This is a genomic window from Streptococcus halotolerans (assembly GCF_001598035.1).
GTDB classification, from domain to species: domain Bacteria; phylum Bacillota; class Bacilli; order Lactobacillales; family Streptococcaceae; genus Streptococcus; species Streptococcus halotolerans.
On the sequence record NZ_CP014835.1, the window covers coordinates 1,525,001 to 1,547,172 of the forward strand.

Consider the following 22,172-nt stretch of genomic DNA (forward strand, 5'->3'; position numbering starts at 1 on the left):
TCACCTGTCTTGCGCTACTCATACCGGCATTCTCACTTCTATGCGTTCCAGCGCTCCTCACGGTACACCTTCTTCACACATAGAACGCTCTCCTACCATGACACTTTGTGTCATCCACAGCTTCGGTAATATGTTTTAGCCCCGGTACATTTTCGGCGCAGGGTCACTCGACTAGTGAGCTATTACGCACTCTTTGAATGAATAGCTGCTTCTAAGCTAACATCCTAGTTGTCTGTGCAACCCCACATCCTTTTCCACTTAACATATATTTGGGGACCTTAGCTGGTGGTCTGGGCTGTTTCCCTTTCGACTACGGATCTTAGCACTCGCAGTCTGACTGCCGATCATATCTCATTGGCATTCGGAGTTTATCTGAGATTGGTAATCCGGGATGGACCCCTCACCCAAACAGTGCTCTACCTCCAAGAGACTTAATATCGACGCTAGCCCTAAAGCTATTTCGGAGAGAACCAGCTATCTCCAAGTTCGTTTGGAATTTCTCCGCTACCCACAAGTCATCCAAGCACTTTTCAACGTGCCCTGGTTCGGTCCTCCAGTGAGTTTTACCTCACCTTCAACCTGCTCATGGGTAGGTCACATGGTTTCGGGTCTACACCATGATACTATTGCGCCCTATTAAGACTCGGTTTCCCTACGGCTCCGTCTCTTCAACTTAACCTCGCATCATAGCGTAACTCGCCGGTTCATTCTACAAAAGGCACGCTCTCACCCATTAACGGGCTCGAACTTGTTGTAGGCACACGGTTTCAGGTTCTATTTCACTCCCCTCCCGGGGTGCTTTTCACCTTTCCCTCACGGTACTGGTTCACTATCGGTCACTAGAGAGTATTTAGGGTTGGGAGATGGTCCTCCCAGATTCCGACGAGATTTCGCGTGTCTCGCCGTACTCAGGATACTGCTAGGGCTGTGCGTCATTTCAAGTACGAGGCTTTTACTCTCTTTGGCTGACCTTCCCAGGTCATTCCTCTATGACTTACAGTCCCACGTTGCAGTCCTACAACCCCGATGAGTAAACTCATCGGTTTGCCCTTCTGCCGTTTCGCTCGCCGCTACTAAGGCAATCGCGTTTGCTTTCTCTTCCTGCAGCTACTTAGATGTTTCAGTTCACTGCGTCTTCCTTCTCATAACCTTAACAGTTATGGATACTAGCCATCAGCTAGTGGGTTCCCCCATTCGGACATCTCTGGATCAGCGCTTACTTACAGCTCCCCAAAGCATTTCGTCGTTAGTCACGTCCTTCTTCGGCTTCTAGTGCCAAGGCATCCACCGTGCGCCCTTATTAACTTAACCTTATTTTTTTGATCTTCTCGATCTAAACTCATTTAATAATGACAGCGTTTCGGTTTATTTTCTTGTTACTTCTTCTACAATCTTTTCTAAAATTGTGGAATTTGATATAGATATTCAATTGTCAATGGACTATCTTGAATCTTACGATTCAATGGAGCCTAGCGGGATCGAACCGCTGACCTCCTGCGTGCAAAGCAGGCGCTCTCCCAGCTGAGCTAAGGCCCCACAAAGACCTCTCAAAACTAAATAAAGATCCCAAACGTGCTTCCATTTCCTTAGAAAGGAGGTGATCCAGCCGCACCTTCCGATACGGCTACCTTGTTACGACTTCACCCCAATCATCCATCCCACCTTAGGCGGCTGGCTCCTAATAGGTTACCTCACCGACTTCGGGTGTTACAAACTCTCGTGGTGTGACGGGCGGTGTGTACAAGGCCCGGGAACGTATTCACCGCGGCGTGCTGATCCGCGATTACTAGCGATTCCGACTTCATGTAGGCGAGTTGCAGCCTACAATCCGAACTGAGATCGGCTTTAAGAGATTAGCTGACTGTCACCAGTTCGCAACTCGTTGTACCGACCATTGTAGCACGTGTGTAGCCCAGGTCATAAGGGGCATGATGATTTGACGTCATCCCCACCTTCCTCCGGTTTATTACCGGCAGTCTCGCTAGAGTGCCCAACTTAATGATGGCAACTAACAATAGGGGTTGCGCTCGTTGCGGGACTTAACCCAACATCTCACGACACGAGCTGACGACAACCATGCACCACCTGTCTCCAGTGTTCCGAAGAAAAATCCTATCTCTAGGACGGTCACCGGGATGTCAAGACCTGGTAAGGTTCTTCGCGTTGCTTCGAATTAAACCACATGCTCCACCGCTTGTGCGGGCCCCCGTCAATTCCTTTGAGTTTCAACCTTGCGGTCGTACTCCCCAGGCGGAGTGCTTAATGCGTTAGCTGCGGCACTGAGTCCCGGAAAGGACCCAACACCTAGCACTCATCGTTTACGGCGTGGACTACCAGGGTATCTAATCCTGTTCGCTACCCACGCTTTCGAGCCTCAGTGTCAGTTACAGACCAGAGAGCCGCTTTCGCCACCGGTGTTCCTCCATATATCTACGCATTTCACCGCTACACATGGAATTCCACTCTCCCCTTCTGCACTCAAGTTTAACAGTTTCCAAAGCGTACAATGGTTGAGCCACTGCCTTTAACTTCAGACTTATTAAACCACCTGCGCTCGCTTTACGCCCAATAAATCCGGACAACGCTCGGGACCTACGTATTACCGCGGCTGCTGGCACGTAGTTAGCCGTCCCTTTCTGATAAGCTACCGTCACAGAGTAAACTTTCCACTCTTACTCCCGTTCTTCGCTTATAACAGAGCTTTACGATCCGAAAACCTTCTTCACTCACGCGGCGTTGCTCGGTCAGGGTTCCCCCCATTGCCGAAGATTCCCTACTGCTGCCTCCCGTAGGAGTCTGGGCCGTGTCTCAGTCCCAGTGTGGCCGATCACCCTCTCAGGTCGGCTATGTATCGAAGCCTTGGTAAGCCGTTACCTTACCAACTAGCTAATACAACGCAGGTCCATCTTTAAGTGGTGCACTTGCACCTTTTAAGTAGCTGACATGTGTCCGCCACTATTATGCGGTATTAGCTATCGTTTCCAATAGTTATCCCCCGCTTAAAGGTAGGTTACCTACGCGTTACTCACCCGTTCGCGACTCATTGATATCAAGTGTAGCAAGCTACGGTAGTTATCAATGCGTTCCACTTGCATGTATTAGGCACGCCGCCAGCGTTCGTCCTGAGCCAGGATCAAACTCTCATTAACTTGTTCGTTTGAACTGTACTCAGTCAGTTAACTTCTGACTTGTTCGTTTTTTATTGACAGGTTACTTACTGTAACCCGCACGTTTGGTTTCTTTATCCAGTTTTCAAAGGTCTTATCGTCTCCTAAGAGACAACTTCTTTATTCTATCAAACCACCTGAACTTTGTCAATAACTTTTTTTAACTTTTTTGAAAAAGCTTATGACGACTATGGGGCGATTGAGAACTTTTATATATTACTATATTTCAGCGAGGCTTGTCAAGCTATTTTTGTAACTTTTTCCAAATAATAATATTGTTGCTTTTAAGTGATTCTTGAACATCTATAATTCGCTGGTTTGATGAGCCTCTAAATTGTAACATGAGATTTCTTTTATTCCGATCATACCTGCCATCAACAAGAATGTCGATCAGTTTTAACATCTCCATCTTATCATCTGTCTCCAACATCATTTCTTCCCAAGTATAACCTGTCCAAGACCAAATATCTTTATTAGGCAATTCTGTCCTGATACGTTTTAAGAGAGGAATCAAAATACCTGTATTTAGGAAAGGTTCACCACCTAGTAGTGTTAAACCTTGTACATAGGGTTGGGATAGGTCTTCTATAATCCGTTCTTCCAACTCTTGTGTATATGGTATGCCGGCATTAAAAGACCAAGTAGCGACATTATAGCAGCCTTCACAATGAAACATACAGCCGGACACATATAAGGAATTTCTGACACCTTCACCATCAACAAAATTAAAAGCTTTATAATCTATTATTTTCCCTTGACTTAATTCTTCTGACTTCCATTCACCAGGTTTAGGATTGTTCATTGCTTGTTATCCAGTACCTTTCCATTTTATCAATACTATTTTCGAGAACGCCACCGTTAGCTAAAATGACTGCTCGACTAGCTGGATTATCTCGATGACAAGTCACTAAGATCTTTTGAATATTTTTAGTGTTTGCAATAGTGATTGCCTCTTTCAACATCTTTTTGGCAATACCTCGGCCTCTTTCACTTGGTCGAACTGAATAGCCAATATGTCCGCCTGTTGATAGTAACTTTTGATTCAAACGCAATCTAATGTTTAAAAAGCCAAGAGCTTGGTTTTTCTCATTAAAGGCTACAAACTGGATAGCTGGAATATTTTCTCCTAACAATCCAGCTTCTTGTAAGAGATTAGCTTCTAGCCAACCTTCAAAGTTATCCTGCTTGTCAGCAAAATTCCACAGGCCGCTAGTTGAACTGTCGGCTTTATGGTACTCCTCAATCATTTCCAGAATTGTTTTTCTATCAGCAATCGTTGGTCGGCGAATAATAAGATTATTCTGGTAAATCGACATTAAGCACTCCATTCGTTGCATTGGATTGGTTAATTTGGTGGCAAAGCCAATGAGTTAACAAACTGGATTGAGGGTTAACAGGATTTTGTTGGGTTTGAATAGCTTCAAGAAAGCTGTCAATAATGATCTCAAATCCTCTCTTGTATAGGGTCGTGTCCCAAGATCCAAATTGTTTTGTTAACCGATTTGTTTCTTTAAAAATAGTTAATTCATCTAAGTTTTCAAGATGATAGGTTTCTTCGGGTGTCTGAATCTCTATAATTTCTCTGCGACTACCTGATTGAAGATTCATCCCTACAATAGCAACTGATTGTTCTGTCTCGAGTATCACTGAAACCTGACTCAGGAGATTATTGTCTTTAATCACTTTAAAACGAGCTGAATTGATTTTATCATCAAGTAAGTATAAAGCTGTATCTAAAGGATGGATAAAAAAATCAAACAACTTAAATTGAAAATCTCCTACACGATTAATGTCATTTTTTTCAACAATAATACGTCGCTTGTTCTGTAGTTCTGTCATTTCAAAAACTCTCGGTGCAAAACGACGATTAAAACCTGCCATTAAAAAAGTGTTATTTTCTTGAGCTAATTGGTATAGCTTTTGGGAAGATTCATAGTCTTCTGTTAATGGTTTATCCATGTACACAGGAATTCCCAGTGCCAAAAATTGACTAGCGATATCAAAGTGTGCCTTAGTTGCCGCATGAATAAAAACGCCATCAAGCGGTGCTTTTAATAATGCTTCTAATGTTTCGTAAGTGTAAGATTGACCAAATAGAGTTGATGCTTGATGCCTAACATCACTATTTCGCGTAAAAAGATGCCACTCTATATCAGGTAATTGTCTCATATAAGGAAGATAAGCTTTTTTAGAAATCCCTCCAATACCAACAATTCCTATTTTTAACATGCCCTCTTCCTCCTGATCGTTATTTTTGCTTCACTTTAGCTTTTTTCAATAGCTCCTGTACACGCGCTTTTTTATCCGATTTCACTGTTGAATGTTTTTCATGAAAGCGTTGAACAAGTGCCTTTCCTTTATCATCTAACTGATATTTTCCCATGATTTTCCTTTTCTTTTACAATGATGAGCCATTCATATGCTTAACGCGGGCTGAAATTTCTTTATGTCTACCTTTGACCATCGGTCTAGCTTGTGGGTTACCAAGATAACCACATGTTCTTTTGACAACATCTGCTGTTTTAGGATCAGTATTACCGCAATTTGGACACTTAAATCCGCGTTCCGTTGGGTCAAAATCGCCTTCAAACTCGCAGAGATAGCACTTATCAATTGGGGTATTGGTTCCTAAATAGCCGACACGATCATAAGCATAGTCCCAGACAGCTTCAAGTGCTTTGGGATTTTGTTGTAGGACTGGATATTCACAATAATGAATAAATCCACCTGATGCTCCAGCTGCAGGGTAGTCTTTTTCAAAATCTAATTTTTCAAATGGCGTCGGATTTTTACGGATATCGTAATGGAAAGAATTAGTGTAATACTCCTTATCCGTAATATCTTTAACAACACCAAATTTTTCTGTATCTAGTCGGCAAAAACGGTCTGTTAAACTTTCTGACGGTGTTGAATAAACTGAAAAATGATAGTCATATTCATCAGACCAAGCTTCACAAGCTTCTTTCATTTGTCGAATGACATCCAACGTTAAATCTTTAGCAACTAGATTAGTTTCCCAGTTTGGACCATAGAAGACTGTTGCCACTTCATAAAGTCCGATATAGCCAAGTGAAACTGTTGCACGACGCTTATTAAACATTTGATTAACATCTTCAGTCTTGCCTAGTCGTTTTCCAAAAGCACCGTATTGATAGAGAATTGGAGCATTCGCTGGACTAGCTTCTCTAACACGATTAACACGATAAACAAGAGCGTCTTTAGCAATCTGCATTCTCTCCTTGAATAAATCCCAAAATTTATCGATATCTCCATCAGATTCCAAAGCAATACGAGGCAAGTTAAGCGTCACTACCCCAAGATTCATACGTCCCGAAGTCACATCTTGTCCATTTTCATCCTTCCATCCCTGTAAAAATGAGCGACATCCCATTGGTGCTTTGAATGAGCCTGTTAATTCGATGATTTTATCGTAAGAAACAATATCTGGATACATACGCTTGGTAGCACATTTAAGAGCCAGTTGTTTTATATCATAGTTAGGAGAATCAGGTTCCAGATTCAATCCTCGTTTAACGGTGAAAATCAATTTTGGAAAAATAGCCGTACGTTCTTCACTACCCAAACCCTTAATTCTAATGGCTAAAATAGCTTTTTGAATCTCGCGTTCAAACCAAGACGTCCCTAAACCAAAACCTAATGAGGTAAATGGGGTTTGACCATTTGAAGTAAAAAGTGTATTGATTTCATATTCCAAAGACTGCATCGCATCGTAAATATCTTTTTGCGTCTTTGCTTCTGCGTAAGCTTCTTGTTTTCCTTCAAGACCCCATTCCTTAGCTTCTTTTAAATGCTTTTCATAATTTAATTGAGCATAAGGTGCTAAAAATTCATCAATTCGATCTGCTGTACAGCCACCATACTGGCTAGAAGCAACATTGGCAATGATTTGTGCAATCTGAGCAGTCGCCGTTTGAATAGACTTAGGACTTTCAACATCAGCATTACCAATCTTGAAACCATTAGCTAGCATCCCTTTAAAATCAATCAAACAGCAGTTTGTCATTGGTGTATAAGGACTATAATCGAGATCATGAAAATGAATATCCCCTTTTTGATGAGCATTAGCCACGTGCATAGGTAACATTTTCAATCCAATGGCTTTACCAACAATCCCTGCCGTCAGGTCACGTTGGGTATTAAAAACATCACTATCTTTATTGGCATTTTCATTGACAATGGCTTTATCCCTACCAATTAATTTGTCAATAGCAGCATTGATATCCATTTCCTGATGTTTACGTTCCTGCTTTGATTTAGCAAACTCTTGATAAGCTCTCGCTAAATCTTCTTCTTGGTAATCTAATAATGTTTGAAGAGTTACTAATTGAATATCTTTTGTCTTTAGGGTTGGAGCATTATTTTTAGATAGTTTCTCTAAAATAACTTCCAAAATAGCGTGCCACTTTTCCTGACTTAACACAGAATTTGCCGTCATAGCTTTTTCAAGACTAGCAATTAATTTTTGGATATCAAAGGCAACTACTCTACCATCATACTTTTCAACTTGTTTTAAACTTGACATAGTTAAAGTTGTTTCCGCTATCATTTCTTCTTGCATTGTCATTGAAAAAACCTCCTGATAGATGTTATTATGACATAAGGAAACCAAAAAATCAATATATTGTGTCAAAAAAACTTTCAAGACACAATATATTGATTTTATTTTAATTTATAGATAATGAAAGAGTTTACTCCGTTTATCTTAATTCGTTTATAATGTCTCGAAATATTGTTCGCTATAGACTTGTTAATTGTCATCCCTTTTTTAACGATGAAAAACTCAGCATTATCTTGAAGCAAGCTATCTTCTAAACTTTGTTTATTTTTAGACGTTACCGTGTACAAATCTGGAATAGAAAATTTTGATGTGGATTGTCTTTCTGATTGCAAATAAACAGTAGCCTGATTATCCCAAATATAGATTTTTGAAGTCTTATCAGTATTTTTTGATATAAATGAAGTCAGTTCTTGTCGCTCATTGATGTTTTGAGACTCTAGGTAATAATGGTATCCTAGCTGACCTACAACGCCGACAAGCAAAATTAGAGGTAATAAATAAGCTTTTGTAAAATAACTATAGAAAAACTGTTTTGCTAAAGATCCTCGCCTGTTACGACGATGTGTTCTACTAGATAAACTTGATTGATAATCCTTGACTAGACGACGACTTGATAAAATAATACCTTGCACAATCACAAACAAGAGGTAATAACTATTAAAAGTTTGTGACAGAAGTGCGTAAATGCTATAAACCATAATAGAGCTAATTAAAATAATCTTTACTGGTGTAAAATCATTTCGATTATCTCTCATAAATCCAAGATAAAGTCCTGAAGAAAGGACAAGAATGAGTTGAAAAATAGCAGTGATTATAACATTCTCGTGACCAGATTGAAACACCGTTAAGTTAAACAAAATTGGCTGTGCAATATACTCTGCCAATAATTGTTCATTAAAAATAAAATAACCAACAATATATCCAATTAAGATTGATCCAAAAATAAAACATAAAGCTTGATAAAATCCGCGTGCAAAACGTTTTGACTTGAGGTTAAAAATGAGAATAGTAATATTCGAAATTAACCAAAAGACTAAAAGACGCGGTTCAATAAATAGCCCTACTGTACTTACAACACCAAAAATAATAAAGCACTCATCTTTAACTCGATTCTTAAAATAAGATATTAAGAACCAAATCATACTTAGAAGAAATGGAAAAGCCCATTGAATAGGGTGAAGCCCTCCAAATCCCAGAATGAGATTAAAAAGATAAAACAATAAATTCATGGCAACTGCCAATTCATTTGACTGAGTTACATCAATAATAATCTTGTACAGGTAGCGCCCAGAAATATAGTAGGCTAAAAAATGAATGGCTATCAACCATAAGTTAGCCCCTAAAAAGTATGACAATGCTATCACAGCGTAATATAGAAAACCACCTGTTGCATAAATGTCATTGTAAGGCAGAACACCTTTTGACATCATTAGGCCCGTATAAAGATTTTGCGTTTGTTCCACTGTTGAAAAATCTTTGATAACTGGCAATAAGATAGACACGGTACTAACCATAGCACTCAAGAGGATCACATAAAAATGAGCCAATCCACCAATTTTAGTACTTGTTTTTTTATCAAAAGAATCTATATCATCTAAGGGTATCGTGCTATTTTCCTGGTAACTTGTTGCCACTAGTGTTCTCCTTATTTTAACTTCTTAACAAAGTATAACAGAATTTACACGTTAGTCAATTTTTCCAAAAGTAGAGCATATCTTTGAATATCTCTAAAATAATGATAATTTTTTTCTTGATAGTGCTTCATAAATTGCTTTTCTTCTTCCGTTAAATCTAACGGTATCATACAAGTTATTTTCATCTCACTTATTCATTCGGAAAAATATGATGCTTTCGTAGTATTAACTCATAAAAGAAAAGACCCGATTAAAAATCGGATCAATAGCTTAATTTTCATCTATAAAACTATTAAATACTTCTTCAATCATATCCCATTCAACATCTGAGTCTTCTGGAATGGGTTGAAGATCACCTTCTGTACCATCTTCATTTTCAGTAAATGAGTAGGCCTGGATTTCAATTTCACCGTTATCATCTTCTTGTGCTCCAGCTGGAACCAATAGAACATAATTTTTACCAAACTCTTCTTTACCATCAATAGTAAGTAAAATTTCAAATAAACTTTCGTTACCTTGGTCATCAACTAAAGTAATAACTTCTGGTTCGTGTTCATGATTATGATTATCTGCCATCTTTTCTCCTTAAATTTAAAACATACGATCTAAATAGTTTTGCAAAATCAACTGTGCTGCTAATTTATCGATAACTTTTTTACGTTTGCCACGGCTAATATCTGCCTGCTCAACTAGCATTCTCTCAGCCTGTACGGTTGTTAGGCGTTCATCTTGATAGTCAACAGGAAGTTCAAAACGTTCCTTGATTAAGTCCCCATAAAGTTTACTTGCTTCTACACGTGGACCCTCAGAATTATTCATATTCTTCGGAAGACCTACGACAAACTTATCAACTTTGTATTCAGAAACCAATTCAGCTAGGCGCTTTAGACCATATTCTTTATTTTCTTCGTCAATTGCGATAATTTCGATACCCTGAGCTGTAAACCCTAAAGGATCACTTACAGCTACTCCTACCGTCTTCGAACCAACATCAAGTCCCATTATTCTCATTAAAGTTCTACACCATTATTAACAAGATAAGAACGTACCAATTCTTCTACAATCTCATCTCGTTCATATTTTCTAATCTGATTTCGAGCGTCATTGTAACGTGGAATGTAAGCTGGGTCCCCACTGAGAACGTAGCCCACGATTTGGTTGATTGGATTATAGCCTTTTTCAGCTAAGGAATGATAAACATTTGATAGGGTTTCGCTAATCTCTTTACGGTTAGCATCATCTAAATTAAAACGCACAGTTTCATCTGTAAATCCCATACCTACACCTTCTTTCTCACAAGCTTTTGATTGTTAATTATAGCATAATTAACATTTAAAGACAACTAAAACAATACCAACGGACACTTCGTATAAGTTATTGAAGAATATTAGAATTTTATCTGACTTCATGATAAGATAAGAACATGACTAAAAATGAACAACGAAAAAAAATGATTTTGAAAATGAAATGTTTTTCACAAGATGTTCTGCAAAAAAATAAAGCTGATGCCCTGCTTTTAGAAAAATTAATTTCTACTACTTCTTATCAAAATGCCAAGGTTGTTGCCACCTATCTTTCAACAGCCAATGAATTTAATACTAACCTTTTTATTTCACAAGCTATTAAGGATAAAAAGACGGTTGTTATTCCAAAAACTTATCCCAAAGGTAAAATGATTTTTGTAAAATATGATAAAAATCAATTACAAAAAACATCCTTTGGTCTCTTAGAACCAATATCAGATATAGAAGTTAAAAAGTCTGATATTGATTTTATCCATGTCCCTGGAGTTGTTTTTTCCCCTGATGGCTATAGAATTGGTTATGGTGCCGGGTATTTTGATCGCTATTTAGCAGACTATACTGGCGAGACTATCAGTACTATCTATCCATTCCAACTCCAACACTTTCCAAAAGATTCATTCGATATTCCGGTTAAAAAACTACTACAATAATGTCTACATTAAAAAAATCACCTATCACCATTTTATTTACCATCTGCATTTCCCTCGTCTTCTTATGTATGCAACTGTTACATCCTGGAAATGCTGAAAGCGCCTATGTCATCTATCGTTTTGGTGGATTAATTGGGAGCGTGCTAAAAGAAAACATGTCCCATTTTTGGCGTCTTTTGACACCCATTTTCGTTCATATCGGTTGGGAACATTTCCTATTTAATACTGTCACCCTTTTCTTCCTTGGACAATTGTCTGAAAGACTGTACGGGCATGCAAAATTCTTTATTCTATTTCTTCTATCTGGCCTGATGGGAAACGTATTTGTGCTATTATTTACCCCTGATGTCATTGTGGCAGGCGCATCTACTTCAATTTTTGGTCTTTTCGCTGCCATTGTTGTCACGGGTTACTTCAGTAAAAATAACAATCTAAGAAATCTCAGTAATTCTTACAGAACTCTTATTATTGTCAATCTTATTTTCAATCTAATCACTCCCAATGTCAGTGTTGTTGGACATCTAGGAGGTCTAATTGGAGGTCTTTTGTTAGGCATAACATTCAGCCCTAAAAAAGAAACTAACCTATCTTTATTTTCTAAAATCATATCCCTTATTGTCTATTTTTTCATTCTAATTAGTCTAACTATATTTGCCATAACCCATTAATATAAGGAAAAAGCACTTATGCTACGTTTTTTAATACCAACTGCTAAAGAAATGGTCGAGAAAAAACCAGAAAAAATTAAAAAAATATATTCAAATAACACTAGGAAAATTATAGACGAAATGTCACAAAAAGATTTGAACGAATTACTCTCTATTTATCATTTCAAAAAAGAAGAGACTGCTCTAAAAGAACAAAGACGTTGGCGTGATATCACTTCAGACACAAGTTTCTCCTACAAGGCACTTGACCTTTACAATGGTTTAATGTACCGAACACTAAAAACAGACCTATCAAATGATGCCAAAAAATACCTTAATCAGACAACATTTATCACAACAGCATTATATGGCATAATTCCAATCTCTGAATCTATTAAGCCCCATCGGCTGGATTTTAATACATCTCTATCGATCAATAACCAATCTTTAAAAAAACTTTGGAAAAAAGACTACGATAATTTTATAGAATCACACGAACAAGAAACAATCATTTCACTATTATCATCGGAATTTGAGACTGTTTTTTCGACAATAAATCGGCAAAAGTTAATAAAAGTTAGATTCTACGAGCAAGACCATTCAGGAAAATGGAAACAACACTCCACTATCTCCAAAAAAGGACGTGGTTACTTTCTAAAAGCAGCCGCAATGGAGGAGTGTCAAACAATAAAGGATTTAAAAGCGCTCTCCTTTGAAGGCTATCATTTCAAAGAATCTAATAATCAAAACGAATTAATCTATATTCGAAAGGTTTAAATCATCTACTACAGCACACTATCACAACCAAAACTACCAGCTTGAGCAAGATCTCAAACTGGTCTTTTTTCTATCCTTCTGAAAGTTCTCTCAATTGTCTTAAGAGTTCACTACGTCCCTTGAAACGTTCCCCACTTAACAATAACTCAACAAGATGCTTCTTTTGAACCGGTAATTGTTCGCGTAATCTGAGTAACTGATCTTTCAAAATAATCTTCTCATCTATCCCCAAACCTCCTTGAGAGATAGAGTGGCTCAAAGTTGACACTTCTTCATAAGGTAAACGATTAAGTCTTCTTTTATCACTTTCTTGAGATCTTAGAACATCCTTTAAGTAACTTGAAAATTTTGTTTTAAAACACGCAAAGAACAAAGAACGGCAATTCAAGCAAGACGGTTTATCCTGAATCAAACGAAATAAGCAAATCATTCCTTCCTGCTCCCAATCATTAACTTCCCAAAGATGGATATGATACTGTCGCATAAACTTAAAAACAATTGGTCGAATTAACTGGCACAATTCATCGAATGGTAGTTCTCTTAACGATAACTCATCATTAAACATATTATAACCTCATTTCTATTAATAAGGTCATTATACAGGGCTAACAAGAATGACAACATGACATAAATGTCATATTTTGAAAAGACAGCACTGTTCTTTTCAATTTTTATAAAATGCTTTACTAGGATCTGAATGGAAAATCTTGACCTTGGGCAAAGCATGAGCCAAGCACTTACCAATACGGACATAGATTAAGTCCGCATTACAATCGCTTCAAGTGGCTTTTCTTGGTTAAACTGCCTATTCATATTTGGAATAAATGTGGCATTTTTCCCTTTGGAATGAGGTTTGAAGTCAGCATTCTGATAGACCGAAACTAACTTTAGCCACTCCATGATACAACGATACGATAACCGAACTACTGCGGCTATTGATTCTACAGTTTGGCAATAATAGTTAGAACGAGAAATATTCAGCCAATGACACATGGCTGAAATGCTGTATTTGTCCTCACTGCAGTGGGTATAGAAACACATATGATTTTTCAAAGACGTCAACCATTCCACGCCTCGACATCCAAGGCATGCCAACAGTACTGAGACTCAAAAAACGACACTTTTAATACAAATGCTGCCAAAAAGTCATTATTACTCAAACACGTTTGGTCAAAAAGAACCACCAGATCTCACAATGTGTCTGACAGAAAACCACTCAACTTCATACTGAAAAACGAACTAACACAGACATCGCTAACCCCCTCCTTATTGCCCTCTCTGCTGTCCAACGGCAGTTATTAGTACATTCACTATCAAGGAGGATTAGAATTGATCATATGACAGGCACTCCTAGGATAAATGCTCACGAAACAATGGAAAATGTTATCGCTCAGGAGTTTAAAACCAGAAAGATTATCACTATGCTGGAAAATAACCGACAAATAACAATCAAAAACCATTTTTTAAGTCCCTCGAAAGATTCGTGAACAAGTCAAGGTGATGACTGTAAACATATCTGGTAGCTATATCCTTATAATCAAAAAATGATTTCCAAAAGCTCAGGCTCAGATGATCTGAATCGCTTTCACATCGTACAGCACACCTAGGACGGCTTATGTGAGCTACTAGGTTTGCCAGTATGAAATCGTTCAATGATACTCTCTATCCTATATCAAAACGTCTAACCACTTTGAAGCCACAAAACACACTAATATTAGTAGTGAGGAAATCTCCGACGGGAGAGAGTACTCACTACTTTTTCGTTATGTTAAAGTAGAGGTGTCTTGTTAAGTCGCGGGGTGTTTTGACGCTAGACGTCGTAATAAAAACTGGCAAGACACCTGTTTTAGGGAGAATGTTATCAAAGTATGTGGGACGCTAGACGTCGAGTATTGAAAATGACATCACTAAAACAAGGAATCAAACAAGATAAAGAGGTAGTATCATGCGTACAGTATTTGGGATTGATGTGAGTAAAACAAGTTCAGAAGTGGCCATTCTAGTCAACGGTGAGAAGGTTCACGGTTACACCATGCCTAATGATTCTATCGGCTTTAATCAGCTTCTAGGAGACTTGAAAACTGTCCCTAATCCTGAGAGATTGTCTTTGAAGCGACAGGCGTCTATTCTCGTCGTCTTCAGGCTTTTCTTGAGGAAAATGGCTACGCCTATACTCGACTCAATCCGCTGGAAGCTAAGAAGCAACTGGATAGCCTACGTGTCCGTAAAACCGATAAAATGGACGCTGAAAAGTTAGCACAGTCTCAGTTTGTACTGAATCGAAAACCAACCTATGTACAACAAGAAATCTATCAACATCTACGTGATTTAAGTCGCTTTTACCAAAATCTGACAGAAGATATTGTCCGTACAAAAAACCGTCTACACAAGGTCTTGCAGGTCACTTTCCCTGAGTTAGAAAACCTCTTATCGACACCAACTGGTGAACAGTACTGGCATTTGGTCATGGCTTTTCCGTGCAAAGTGTTTGTATTGAGCTTAACTCAAAGTCAGTTAATCGATAGCATTCGTCAATCTACGACCAAACGCATTTCCGAAAAGCGTGTCGAGTATCTGGCTGATAAACTGACAGAACTCGCTAAACAGTCCTACTGTGCTGTCAAGAAAACTTCTCCAATGCTTGAAGAGGTCCGTTACTATGCGCAAGAACTGATTAGATTGTCTGAACGCAGACAGGCTGTTCTGGATGAAATGGTAATTCTAGCCAAACCTTTGCCTGAATATGACATCTTACTATCTATTCCTGGTATCGCTGAAACAACAGCGACAAGCATTATAGGCGAACTCGGTGACATTCGCCGTTTTCAGTCTGCCAATCAAATCAACGCCTTTATTGGGATTGATCTAAGACACTATGAATCTGGGAACTTCTTAGCCAAAGAACACATCACCAAACGCGGGAACCCTTACGCAAGAAAGATTCTATTCAAGTGCATCCACAACATTGCTGCAGCTAGTCACACTAATCCTTGCCATATCGCAGATTTCTATGAGAAACGAAAAAGACAATCGCAGATGACTTCAACTAAGCCACATACGATTGCCTCTATACATCGCCTCATCAGGACAATGTATTACCTCATAACGCATAACAAACGTTACGATTATACTGCGACCCAAAATCGGTAAAGTAGTCTATGCCCTAGTATTGTAACACCTTATCAAAAAATTGCCAACATAAGGTGTTGTTTTGGCATGTTCTTTTTTAACTAAATGAGTGACGGAAATGAGTCAGTAATCTCTATACAGTCACTGTATGATCATATTTTTAAGTTAAACCCTTGATAAACTTGACAAATGGTAGAAAGAGAGAACCAATCTGATTCTCTCTCGGTGTTAACTGTAAGCGCCCAATAACGAGGTATATTGAAAAACATTCCAAAGTCAAGTTGACTCTGGAAACTTTTCTATTTGCAATTGTTCTGAATTCGTTCAGTCCACGGTAAAATAAGCCTTTAGAACGTCCTTATTTGCGAGGTTTTCCTCGTTAGGAAGATGTTCTAGAAGATAAGTCATGTATTTCACAGTGTTGAGGTCAACTGGCTATCGCTTTCTAAGACTCTATAGCTGATTTCATCCGCATGGAGAATGGGCTGTTCCAACAACTTCTCACGAAGAAGGTCATAAAGTGGCTCGAAATAATAATGACTAGATTTGATGTGCCAATTAGCGATTTCTTTGCGTGTGATAGGCAAGCCAAGTTTATTCCAATCCTCTTCTTGGCGGTAGTTCGGTACCTTGAGATTGAATTTCTGATGAATCGTTTGAGCAATGATGGAAGCAGAGCCTAGGCTGTGAGCCAACGGTGCTTTCGGAACAGGAGCTTTGATAAGCTTATCGCTCAGATTCTTCTGACTACACGTCTGACATTTGTAAGCATGTTGGACATGATCAATCCGCTTCAATTGCGCAGGAATAAAGACCAACTCTTGTCTTTGAACGGTTGAACCAATCTCCTTTAACCGACCATGACACTCTGGACAAGTGCAGTCTTCCCCCTGTAATTCGTGATGAACAATCTCTGGAGTGAACTGACTAAAAATAGCCTGACGAACTCCCTTAACTTTCTTACGTTTATAGGTAATGGTTTCTGTTTCACCTGGGTAAGTCAGCGTCTTCTTCAGGCAGCTGTTCTTCGTCAAAGAGACTTAGTTGACCGTTAACTTGAATAGATTTCTCAGATGACTTGCCATAAAGTTTCTGAGTCAAATAGGCAACCTGTTCACGCAGGAGGGTGAGTTCATTAGCCATCATTTCAATGGTTTTTGTTAAATTTTCAACAACTTTATCTTGTGAGCTCATAACTATCCTCCCGTTTTCTTAATTATACCGAAAGAAAAGCCATAATTTCAATAGAAATCACGACTTTTTGTAGGTTTTATTTTAGGGCTTATCGAAAATCCCTTCATGAGCCAGTCAACTTGTTCAGGCGTCAGGGCTTTGACCTCGTTTTCATGACTCGGCCAGGTCAGTTTCCCATTCTCAAAACGCTTATAGAGCAGCCAAAATCCTTGACCATCCCAATAGAGGGCCTTGAAGCGATCTTTGCGTCCACCACAAAACAGAAAGACCTGACCTGAGAAGGGATCTAGGGCAAACTGACGTTTAATCAGATAGGCGAGCGAATCAATCCCCTGCCTCATATCTGTTTTGCCACAGACAAGATAGACCTTTCCTAAATCACCGAGATGAATCGACATAGAGCAATACCTTATCTAAAATAGTTTCCAGTGTTTCTTGACGAAGAGATTGGAACAAGCTTAGTTCAACTTTTCCAATACGCAGTTTCAGTACTATCTCGTTTTTCTTTTTCTTCTCAAAGCGACGAGATTGGGGCGTTTCCAAAGGAACGATAGGTTGTGTCATCACAATAGCCTCCAATTCTGTTTTCTATTAACAGTATACTGGAGAACTGACAATTTCGGTAGATACCTCCTTATGGCGCGGTTACCTATAAGTCAACCCACTACAATATAGCAAAATGAAGTAAAAACAGTACATTTGTGATATCCTATTTTTATGGCATATTCACTAGATTTTCGTAAAAAAGTTCTCGCCTACTGTGACAAAACTGGCAGTATTTCTGAAGCATCTGCTGTTTTCCAAATCTCACGCAACACCATTTATCAATGGCTAAAACTAAAAGAAAAAACAGGCGAGCTTAATCATCAAGTTAAAGGAACTAAGCCAAGAAAAGTTGATAGAGATAAATTAAAGGACTATCTTGAAACTCATCCAGATGCTTATTTGACTGAAATAGCTTCTGTATTCGGCTGTCATCCAACCACTATCCATTACGCTCTCAAAGCCATGGGGTATACTCGAAAAAAAGAGCACTACCTACCACGAACAAGACCCTGAAAAAGTAGCCCTGTTTCTTAAAGAATTGAATAATCTAGGGAACCTGACTCCTGTTTATATTGATGAGACAGGGTTTGAGACCTATTTTTATCGAGAATATGGTCGCTCCTTGAAAGGTCAGGTGATAAAAGGTAAGGTCTGTGGAAGAAGATACCAACGGATATCTTTAGTGGCAGGTCTCATAAATGGTGAGCTTATAGCTCCGATGATACTATGACTAGTGATCTTTTCGAAGCTTGGTTCCAAAAATTCTTACTCCCCATTTTGGAGACGCCATCAGTTATCATTATGGACAATGCAACGTTTCATAGAATGAGCAGATTAAAGGTTTTGTCTAAGGAGCAGGGGCATAGAGTTTTACCTCTTCCTCCGTACTCACCTGAGTACAATCCCATCGAGAAAACATGGGCTTACATTAAAAAACATCTCAGAAAAGTATTGCCAAATAGCCATACTTTCATTGAGGCACTTTTGTCCTGCTCTTGTTTCAGTTGACTATAATGAGCCAAAAATTCGATATTCTTCGTACAAATTTTACACAAATAGAAAAGAAACGCTGATACATCAACGTTTCTAGCTATTTTATACTCCGCCAACAGGGCTCGAACCTGTGACATCATGATTAACAGTCATGCGCTCTACCAACTGAGCTATGGCGGATAAAAGCTAAGCAACTACCTTATCTAACAGGGGGCAACCCCCAACTACTTCCGGCGTACTAGGGCTTAACTACTGTGTTCGGCATGGGTACAGGTGTATCTCCTAGGCTATCGTCACTTAACTAATCTGAGTGGATAATCCATTCAAAATTGAATACCTATATTCTAACAAGTTATCCTTTATCTGTCAATATTGTCTTCGGTTTACTTTGGATAAGTCCTCGAGCGATTAGTATTAGTCCGCTACATGTGTCACCACACTTACACTTCTAACCTATCTACCTGATCTTCTCTCAGGGCTCTTACTAACTTAATGTTATGGGAAATCTCATCTTGAGGGGGGCTTCGCACTTAGATGCTTTCAGCGCTTATCCCTTCCCTACATAGCTACCCAGCGATGCCTCTGGCGAGACAACTGGTACACCAGCGGTAAGTCCACTCTGGTCCTCTCGTACTAGGAGCAGATCCTCTCAAATTTCCTACGCCCGCGACGGATAGGGACCGAACTGTCTCACGACGTTCTGAACCCAGCTCGCGTGCCGCTTTAATGGGCGAACAGCCCAACCCTTGGGACCGACTACAGCCCCAGGATGCGACGAGCCGACATCGAGGTGCCAAACCTCCCCGTCGATGTGAACTCTTGGGGGAGATAAGCCTGTTATCCCCAGGGTAGCTTTTATCCGTTGAGCGATGGCCCTTCCATGCGGAACCACCGGATCACTAAGCCCGACTTTCGTCCCTGCTCGAGTTGTTGCTCTCGCAGTCAAGCTCCCTTATACCTTTACACTCTGCGAATGATTTCCAACCATTCTGAGGGAACCTTTGGGCGCCTCCGTTACCTTTTAGGAGGCGACCGCCCCAGTCAAACTGCCCGTCAGACACTGTCTCCGATAGGGATTACCTATCCGGGTTAGAGTAGCCATAACACAAGGGTAGTATCCCAACAGCGCCTCATTTGAAACTGGCGTCCCAAACTCTTCGGCTCCTACCTATCCTGTACATGTGGTACAGATACTCAATATCAAACTGCAGTAAAGCTCCATGGGGTCTTTCCGTCCTGTCGCGGGTAACCTGCATCTTCACAGGTACTAAAATTTCACCGAGTCTCTCGTTGAGACAGTGCCCAAATCATTACGCCTTTCGTGCGGGTCGGAACTTACCCGACAAGGAATTTCGCTACCTTAGGACCGTTATAGTTACGGCCGCCGTTTACTGGGGCTTCAATTCATACCTTCGAGTCTTACTCTAAGCACTCCTCTTAACCTTCCAGCACCGGGCAGGCGTCACCCCCTATACATCATCTTACGATTTAGCAGAGAGCTGTGTTTTTGATAAACAGTTGCTTGGGCCTATTCACTGCGGCTGTCTCTAGACAGCACCCCTTCTCCCGAAGTTACGGGGTCATTTTGCCGAGTTCCTTAACGAGAGTTCTCTCGATCACCTGAGGCTACTCGCCTCGACTACCTGTGTCGGTTTGCGGTACGGGTAGAGTATAATTATCGCTAGAAGCTTTTCTTGGCAGTGTGACATCACTCACTTCGCTACTTAATTTCGCTCCCCATCACAGCTCAATGTTATAGTTAGAAGCATTTGACTCCTAACACACCTCACTGCTTAGCCGGACTCTTCCAATCGTCCGGTTGAGTTAGCCTACTGCGTCCCTCCATCACTATATACTCTAGTACAGGAATATCAACCTGTTGGCCATCGGATACACCTTTCGGTCTCTCCTTAGGTCCCGACTAACCCAGGGCGGACGAGCCTTCCCCTGGAAACCTTAGTCTTACGGTGGACAGGATTCTCACCTGTCTTGCGCTACTCATACCGGCATTCTCACTTCTATGCGTTCCAGCGCTCCTCACGGTACACCTTCTTCACACATAGAACGCTCTCCTACCATGACACTTTGTGTCATCCACAGCTTCGGTAATATGTTTTAGCCCCGGTACATTTTCGGCGCAGGGTCACTCGACTAGTGAGCTATTACGCACTCTTTGAATGAATAGCTGCTTCTAAGCTAACATCCTAGTTGTCTGTGCAACCCCACATCCTTTTCCACTTAACATATATTTGGGGACCTTAGCTGGTGGTCTGGGCTGTTTCCCTTTCGACTACGGATCTTAGCACTCGCAGTCTGACTGCCGATCATATCTCATTGGCATTCGGAGTTTATCTGAGATTGGTAATCCGGGATGGACCCCTCACCCAAACAGTGCTCTACCTCCAAGAGACTTAATATCGACGCTAGCCCTAAAGCTATTTCGGAGAGAACCAGCTATCTCCAAGTTCGTTTGGAATTTCTCCGCTACCCACAAGTCATCCAAGCACTTTTCAACGTGCCCTGGTTCGGTCCTCCAGTGAGTTTTACCTCACCTTCAACCTGCTCATGGGTAGGTCACATGGTTTCGGGTCTACACCATGATACTATTGCGCCCTATTAAGACTCGGTTTCCCTACGGCTCCGTCTCTTCAACTTAACCTCGCATCATAGCGTAACTCGCCGGTTCATTCTACAAAAGGCACGCTCTCACCCATTAACGGGCTCGAACTTGTTGTAGGCACACGGTTTCAGGTTCTATTTCACTCCCCTCCCGGGGTGCTTTTCACCTTTCCCTCACGGTACTGGTTCACTATCGGTCACTAGAGAGTATTTAGGGTTGGGAGATGGTCCTCCCAGATTCCGACGAGATTTCGCGTGTCTCGCCGTACTCAGGATACTGCTAGGGCTGTGCGTCATTTCAAGTACGAGGCTTTTACTCTCTTTGGCTGACCTTCCCAGGTCATTCCTCTATGACTTACAGTCCCACGTTGCAGTCCTACAACCCCGATGAGTAAACTCATCGGTTTGCCCTTCTGCCGTTTCGCTCGCCGCTACTAAGGCAATCGCGTTTGCTTTCTCTTCCTGCAGCTACTTAGATGTTTCAGTTCACTGCGTCTTCCTTCTCATAACCTTAACAGTTATGGATACTAGCCATCAGCTAGTGGGTTCCCCCATTCGGACATCTCTGGATCAGCGCTTACTTACAGCTCCCCAAAGCATTTCGTCGTTAGTCACGTCCTTCTTCGGCTTCTAGTGCCAAGGCATCCACCGTGCGCCCTTATTAACTTAACCTTATTTTTTTGATCTTCTCGATCTAAACTCATTTAATAATGACAGCGTTTCGGTTTATTTTCTTGTTACTTCTTCTACAATCTTTTCTAAAATTGTGGAATTTGATATAGATATTCAATTGTCAATGGACTATCTTGAATCTTACGATTCAATGGAGCCTAGCGGGATCGAACCGCTGACCTCCTGCGTGCAAAGCAGGCGCTCTCCCAGCTGAGCTAAGGCCCCACAAAGACCTCTCAAAACTAAATAAAGATCCCAAAC

Annotated in this window: 18 protein-coding genes, 3 tRNA genes, 4 rRNA genes and 4 pseudogenes (1 of these 29 cut by a window edge); 6 read left to right on the forward strand and 23 right to left on the reverse strand. The window is 40.3% G+C overall.

What is annotated here, in order from left to right; all coding sequences use genetic code 11:
* The 13 genes from A2G56_RS07005 to A2G56_RS07055 form a co-directional block, all read right to left on the reverse strand.
* Positions 1-1,311 (reverse strand): 23S ribosomal RNA (locus A2G56_RS07005) (it extends 1,592 nt beyond the left edge of the window).
* A gap of 152 nt (positions 1,312-1,463) precedes the next feature.
* A tRNA-Ala gene (locus tag A2G56_RS07010) sits at positions 1,464-1,536 on the reverse strand.
* Positions 1,537-1,590: 54 nt separating this feature from the next.
* Positions 1,591-3,149 (reverse strand): 16S ribosomal RNA (locus tag A2G56_RS07015).
* Together the 16S and 23S rRNA genes with 1 tRNA gene alongside form the textbook arrangement of a ribosomal RNA operon.
* A gap of 262 nt (positions 3,150-3,411) precedes the next feature.
* Complete coding sequence (gene nrdG, locus A2G56_RS07020; protein ID WP_062710731.1) at positions 3,412-3,969, reverse strand: anaerobic ribonucleoside-triphosphate reductase activating protein; 558 nt, start codon at positions 3,967-3,969, stop codon at positions 3,412-3,414.
* Complete coding sequence (locus tag A2G56_RS07025; protein ID WP_062710733.1) at positions 3,956-4,483, reverse strand: GNAT family N-acetyltransferase; 528 nt, start codon at positions 4,481-4,483, stop codon at positions 3,956-3,958. Before A2G56_RS07025 ends, nrdG begins: the two co-directional genes overlap by 14 nt.
* A complete protein-coding gene (locus tag A2G56_RS07030; RefSeq protein WP_062710736.1) occupies positions 4,464-5,396 on the reverse strand; it encodes a Gfo/Idh/MocA family protein in 933 nt (310 codons plus the stop codon). The genes A2G56_RS07025 and A2G56_RS07030 overlap by 20 nt, the downstream gene beginning before the upstream one ends.
* A 19-nt stretch (positions 5,397-5,415) precedes the next feature.
* On the reverse strand, positions 5,416-5,550 hold the full coding sequence (locus tag A2G56_RS11075) for a hypothetical protein (RefSeq protein WP_099091477.1): 135 nt from the start codon (positions 5,548-5,550) through the stop codon (positions 5,416-5,418).
* A gap of 15 nt (positions 5,551-5,565) precedes the next feature.
* Complete coding sequence (nrdD, locus tag A2G56_RS07035) at positions 5,566-7,752, reverse strand: anaerobic ribonucleoside-triphosphate reductase (protein WP_062710739.1); 2,187 nt, start codon at positions 7,750-7,752, stop codon at positions 5,566-5,568.
* Between the two features lie 95 nt (positions 7,753-7,847).
* Entirely contained in the window at positions 7,848-9,380 is a 1,533-nt protein-coding gene (locus A2G56_RS07040; RefSeq protein ID WP_062710742.1) for a glycosyltransferase family protein, read from the reverse strand.
* A 44-nt stretch (positions 9,381-9,424) separates the two neighbouring features.
* On the reverse strand, positions 9,425-9,550 hold the full coding sequence (locus A2G56_RS11080; RefSeq protein WP_257721916.1) for a hypothetical protein: 126 nt from the start codon (positions 9,548-9,550) through the stop codon (positions 9,425-9,427).
* 100 nt (positions 9,551-9,650) lie between these two features.
* Positions 9,651-9,956: a DUF1292 domain-containing protein gene (locus A2G56_RS07045; protein WP_062710745.1), complete on the reverse strand. Its 306-nt coding sequence runs from the start codon at positions 9,954-9,956 to the stop codon at positions 9,651-9,653.
* Between the two features lie 15 nt (positions 9,957-9,971).
* Positions 9,972-10,391, reverse strand: a complete 420-nt coding sequence (gene ruvX, locus A2G56_RS07050) for a Holliday junction resolvase RuvX (RefSeq protein ID WP_062710748.1) — start codon at positions 10,389-10,391, stop codon at positions 9,972-9,974.
* On the reverse strand, positions 10,391-10,657 hold the full coding sequence (locus A2G56_RS07055) for an IreB family regulatory phosphoprotein (RefSeq protein ID WP_062710759.1): 267 nt from the start codon (positions 10,655-10,657) through the stop codon (positions 10,391-10,393). Before A2G56_RS07055 ends, ruvX begins: the two co-directional genes overlap by 1 nt.
* Positions 10,658-10,803: 146 nt before the next feature.
* On the opposite strand from A2G56_RS07055, the gene A2G56_RS07060 reads away from it, so the two are divergent.
* From A2G56_RS07060 to yaaA, 3 genes are read left to right on the forward strand one after another with little or no spacing between them, the layout of a single operon-like run.
* Positions 10,804-11,334, forward strand: a complete 531-nt coding sequence (locus A2G56_RS07060) for a 5-formyltetrahydrofolate cyclo-ligase (protein ID WP_062710764.1) — start codon at positions 10,804-10,806, stop codon at positions 11,332-11,334.
* A complete protein-coding gene (locus A2G56_RS07065) occupies positions 11,334-12,002 on the forward strand; it encodes a rhomboid family intramembrane serine protease (RefSeq protein WP_062710767.1) in 669 nt (222 codons plus the stop codon). Before A2G56_RS07060 ends, A2G56_RS07065 begins: the two co-directional genes overlap by 1 nt.
* Positions 12,003-12,020: 18 nt before the next feature.
* Positions 12,021-12,758 carry a peroxide stress protein YaaA gene (gene yaaA, locus A2G56_RS07070; protein ID WP_062710770.1) on the forward strand — a complete coding sequence of 246 codons (738 nt, stop codon included), beginning with the start codon at positions 12,021-12,023 and terminating at the stop codon, positions 12,756-12,758.
* A 70-nt stretch (positions 12,759-12,828) separates the two neighbouring features.
* Here yaaA and A2G56_RS07075 read toward each other — a convergent pair whose 3' ends face one another.
* Positions 12,829-13,323 (reverse strand): hypothetical protein, encoded by a 495-nt coding sequence (locus A2G56_RS07075; protein ID WP_062710777.1) that lies wholly within the window; start codon positions 13,321-13,323, stop codon positions 12,829-12,831.
* A gap of 111 nt (positions 13,324-13,434) precedes the next feature.
* Positions 13,435-13,778, reverse strand: a pseudogene (locus A2G56_RS10970) (hypothetical protein); the annotation flags it as partial.
* Between A2G56_RS10970 and A2G56_RS11190 the strand changes: the two are divergent.
* On the forward strand, positions 13,766-13,885 hold the full coding sequence (locus tag A2G56_RS11190) for a transposase family protein (protein ID WP_418080415.1): 120 nt from the start codon (positions 13,766-13,768) through the stop codon (positions 13,883-13,885). The pseudogene A2G56_RS10970 and the gene A2G56_RS11190 sit on opposite strands and share 13 nt — an antisense overlap.
* A gap of 818 nt (positions 13,886-14,703) precedes the next feature.
* Positions 14,704-15,908, forward strand: a pseudogene (locus A2G56_RS07080) (IS110 family RNA-guided transposase).
* A gap of 404 nt (positions 15,909-16,312) precedes the next feature.
* On the opposite strand, the pseudogene A2G56_RS07085 reads toward A2G56_RS07080, so the two are convergent.
* From A2G56_RS07085 to A2G56_RS07100, 4 genes and pseudogenes are all read right to left on the reverse strand, one after another.
* Positions 16,313-16,921, reverse strand: a pseudogene (locus tag A2G56_RS07085) (transposase); the annotation flags it as partial.
* A complete protein-coding gene (locus tag A2G56_RS07090; protein WP_062710780.1) occupies positions 16,875-17,081 on the reverse strand; it encodes an IS66 family transposase in 207 nt (68 codons plus the stop codon). The gene A2G56_RS07090 and the pseudogene A2G56_RS07085, both read right to left, overlap by 47 nt.
* 47 nt (positions 17,082-17,128) lie before the next feature.
* Complete coding sequence (tnpB, locus tag A2G56_RS07095; RefSeq protein WP_062710782.1) at positions 17,129-17,479, reverse strand: IS66 family insertion sequence element accessory protein TnpB; 351 nt, start codon at positions 17,477-17,479, stop codon at positions 17,129-17,131.
* A complete protein-coding gene (locus tag A2G56_RS07100; RefSeq protein ID WP_062710785.1) occupies positions 17,460-17,645 on the reverse strand; it encodes a hypothetical protein in 186 nt (61 codons plus the stop codon). Before A2G56_RS07100 ends, tnpB begins: the two co-directional genes overlap by 20 nt.
* A 153-nt stretch (positions 17,646-17,798) precedes the next feature.
* On the opposite strand from A2G56_RS07100, the pseudogene A2G56_RS10285 reads away from it, so the two are divergent.
* A pseudogene (locus A2G56_RS10285) lies at positions 17,799-18,635 on the forward strand (IS630 family transposase).
* A gap of 92 nt (positions 18,636-18,727) precedes the next feature.
* Here the strand turns inward: A2G56_RS10285 and A2G56_RS07110 are convergent.
* From A2G56_RS07110 to A2G56_RS07125, 4 genes are all read right to left on the reverse strand, one after another.
* Positions 18,728-18,800 (reverse strand) — tRNA-Asn (locus tag A2G56_RS07110).
* A gap of 5 nt (positions 18,801-18,805) precedes the next feature.
* Positions 18,806-18,921 (reverse strand): 5S ribosomal RNA (gene rrf / locus A2G56_RS07115).
* A gap of 87 nt (positions 18,922-19,008) precedes the next feature.
* Positions 19,009-21,911, reverse strand: a 23S ribosomal RNA gene (locus A2G56_RS07120).
* Positions 21,912-22,063: 152 nt separating this feature from the next.
* Positions 22,064-22,136 (reverse strand) — tRNA-Ala (locus tag A2G56_RS07125).
* Between the last annotated feature and the right edge of the window lie 36 nt (positions 22,137-22,172).

Coding starts and splice junctions, on each gene's coding strand:
- A2G56_RS07065 (WP_062710767.1), top strand. CDS start 11,334: ATGTCTACATTAAAAAAATCACCTATCACCATTTTATTTACCATCTGC.
- A2G56_RS07100 (WP_062710785.1), bottom strand. CDS start 17,645: ATGACACAACCTATCGTTCCTTTGGAAACGCCCCAATCTCGTCGCTTT.
- A2G56_RS07045 (WP_062710745.1), bottom strand. CDS start 9,956: ATGGCAGATAATCATAATCATGAACACGAACCAGAAGTTATTACTTTA.
- A2G56_RS07055 (WP_062710759.1), bottom strand. CDS start 10,657: ATGGGATTTACAGATGAAACTGTGCGTTTTAATTTAGATGATGCTAAC.
- A2G56_RS07075 (WP_062710777.1), bottom strand. CDS start 13,323: ATGTTTAATGATGAGTTATCGTTAAGAGAACTACCATTCGATGAATTG.
- A2G56_RS11080 (WP_257721916.1), bottom strand. CDS start 9,550: ATGATACCGTTAGATTTAACGGAAGAAGAAAAGCAATTTATGAAGCAC.
- A2G56_RS11075 (WP_099091477.1), bottom strand. CDS start 5,550: ATGGGAAAATATCAGTTAGATGATAAAGGAAAGGCACTTGTTCAACGC.
- A2G56_RS07090 (WP_062710780.1), bottom strand. CDS start 17,081: ATGAGCTCACAAGATAAAGTTGTTGAAAATTTAACAAAAACCATTGAA.
- tnpB (WP_062710782.1), bottom strand. CDS start 17,479: ATGTCGATTCATCTCGGTGATTTAGGAAAGGTCTATCTTGTCTGTGGC.
- nrdD (WP_062710739.1), bottom strand. CDS start 7,752: ATGACAATGCAAGAAGAAATGATAGCGGAAACAACTTTAACTATGTCA.
- yaaA (WP_062710770.1), top strand. CDS start 12,021: ATGCTACGTTTTTTAATACCAACTGCTAAAGAAATGGTCGAGAAAAAA.
- A2G56_RS07025 (WP_062710733.1), bottom strand. CDS start 4,483: ATGTCGATTTACCAGAATAATCTTATTATTCGCCGACCAACGATTGCT.
- A2G56_RS07030 (WP_062710736.1), bottom strand. CDS start 5,396: ATGTTAAAAATAGGAATTGTTGGTATTGGAGGGATTTCTAAAAAAGCT.
- nrdG (WP_062710731.1), bottom strand. CDS start 3,969: ATGAACAATCCTAAACCTGGTGAATGGAAGTCAGAAGAATTAAGTCAA.
- ruvX (WP_062710748.1), bottom strand. CDS start 10,391: ATGAGAATAATGGGACTTGATGTTGGTTCGAAGACGGTAGGAGTAGCT.
- A2G56_RS07060 (WP_062710764.1), top strand. CDS start 10,804: ATGACTAAAAATGAACAACGAAAAAAAATGATTTTGAAAATGAAATGT.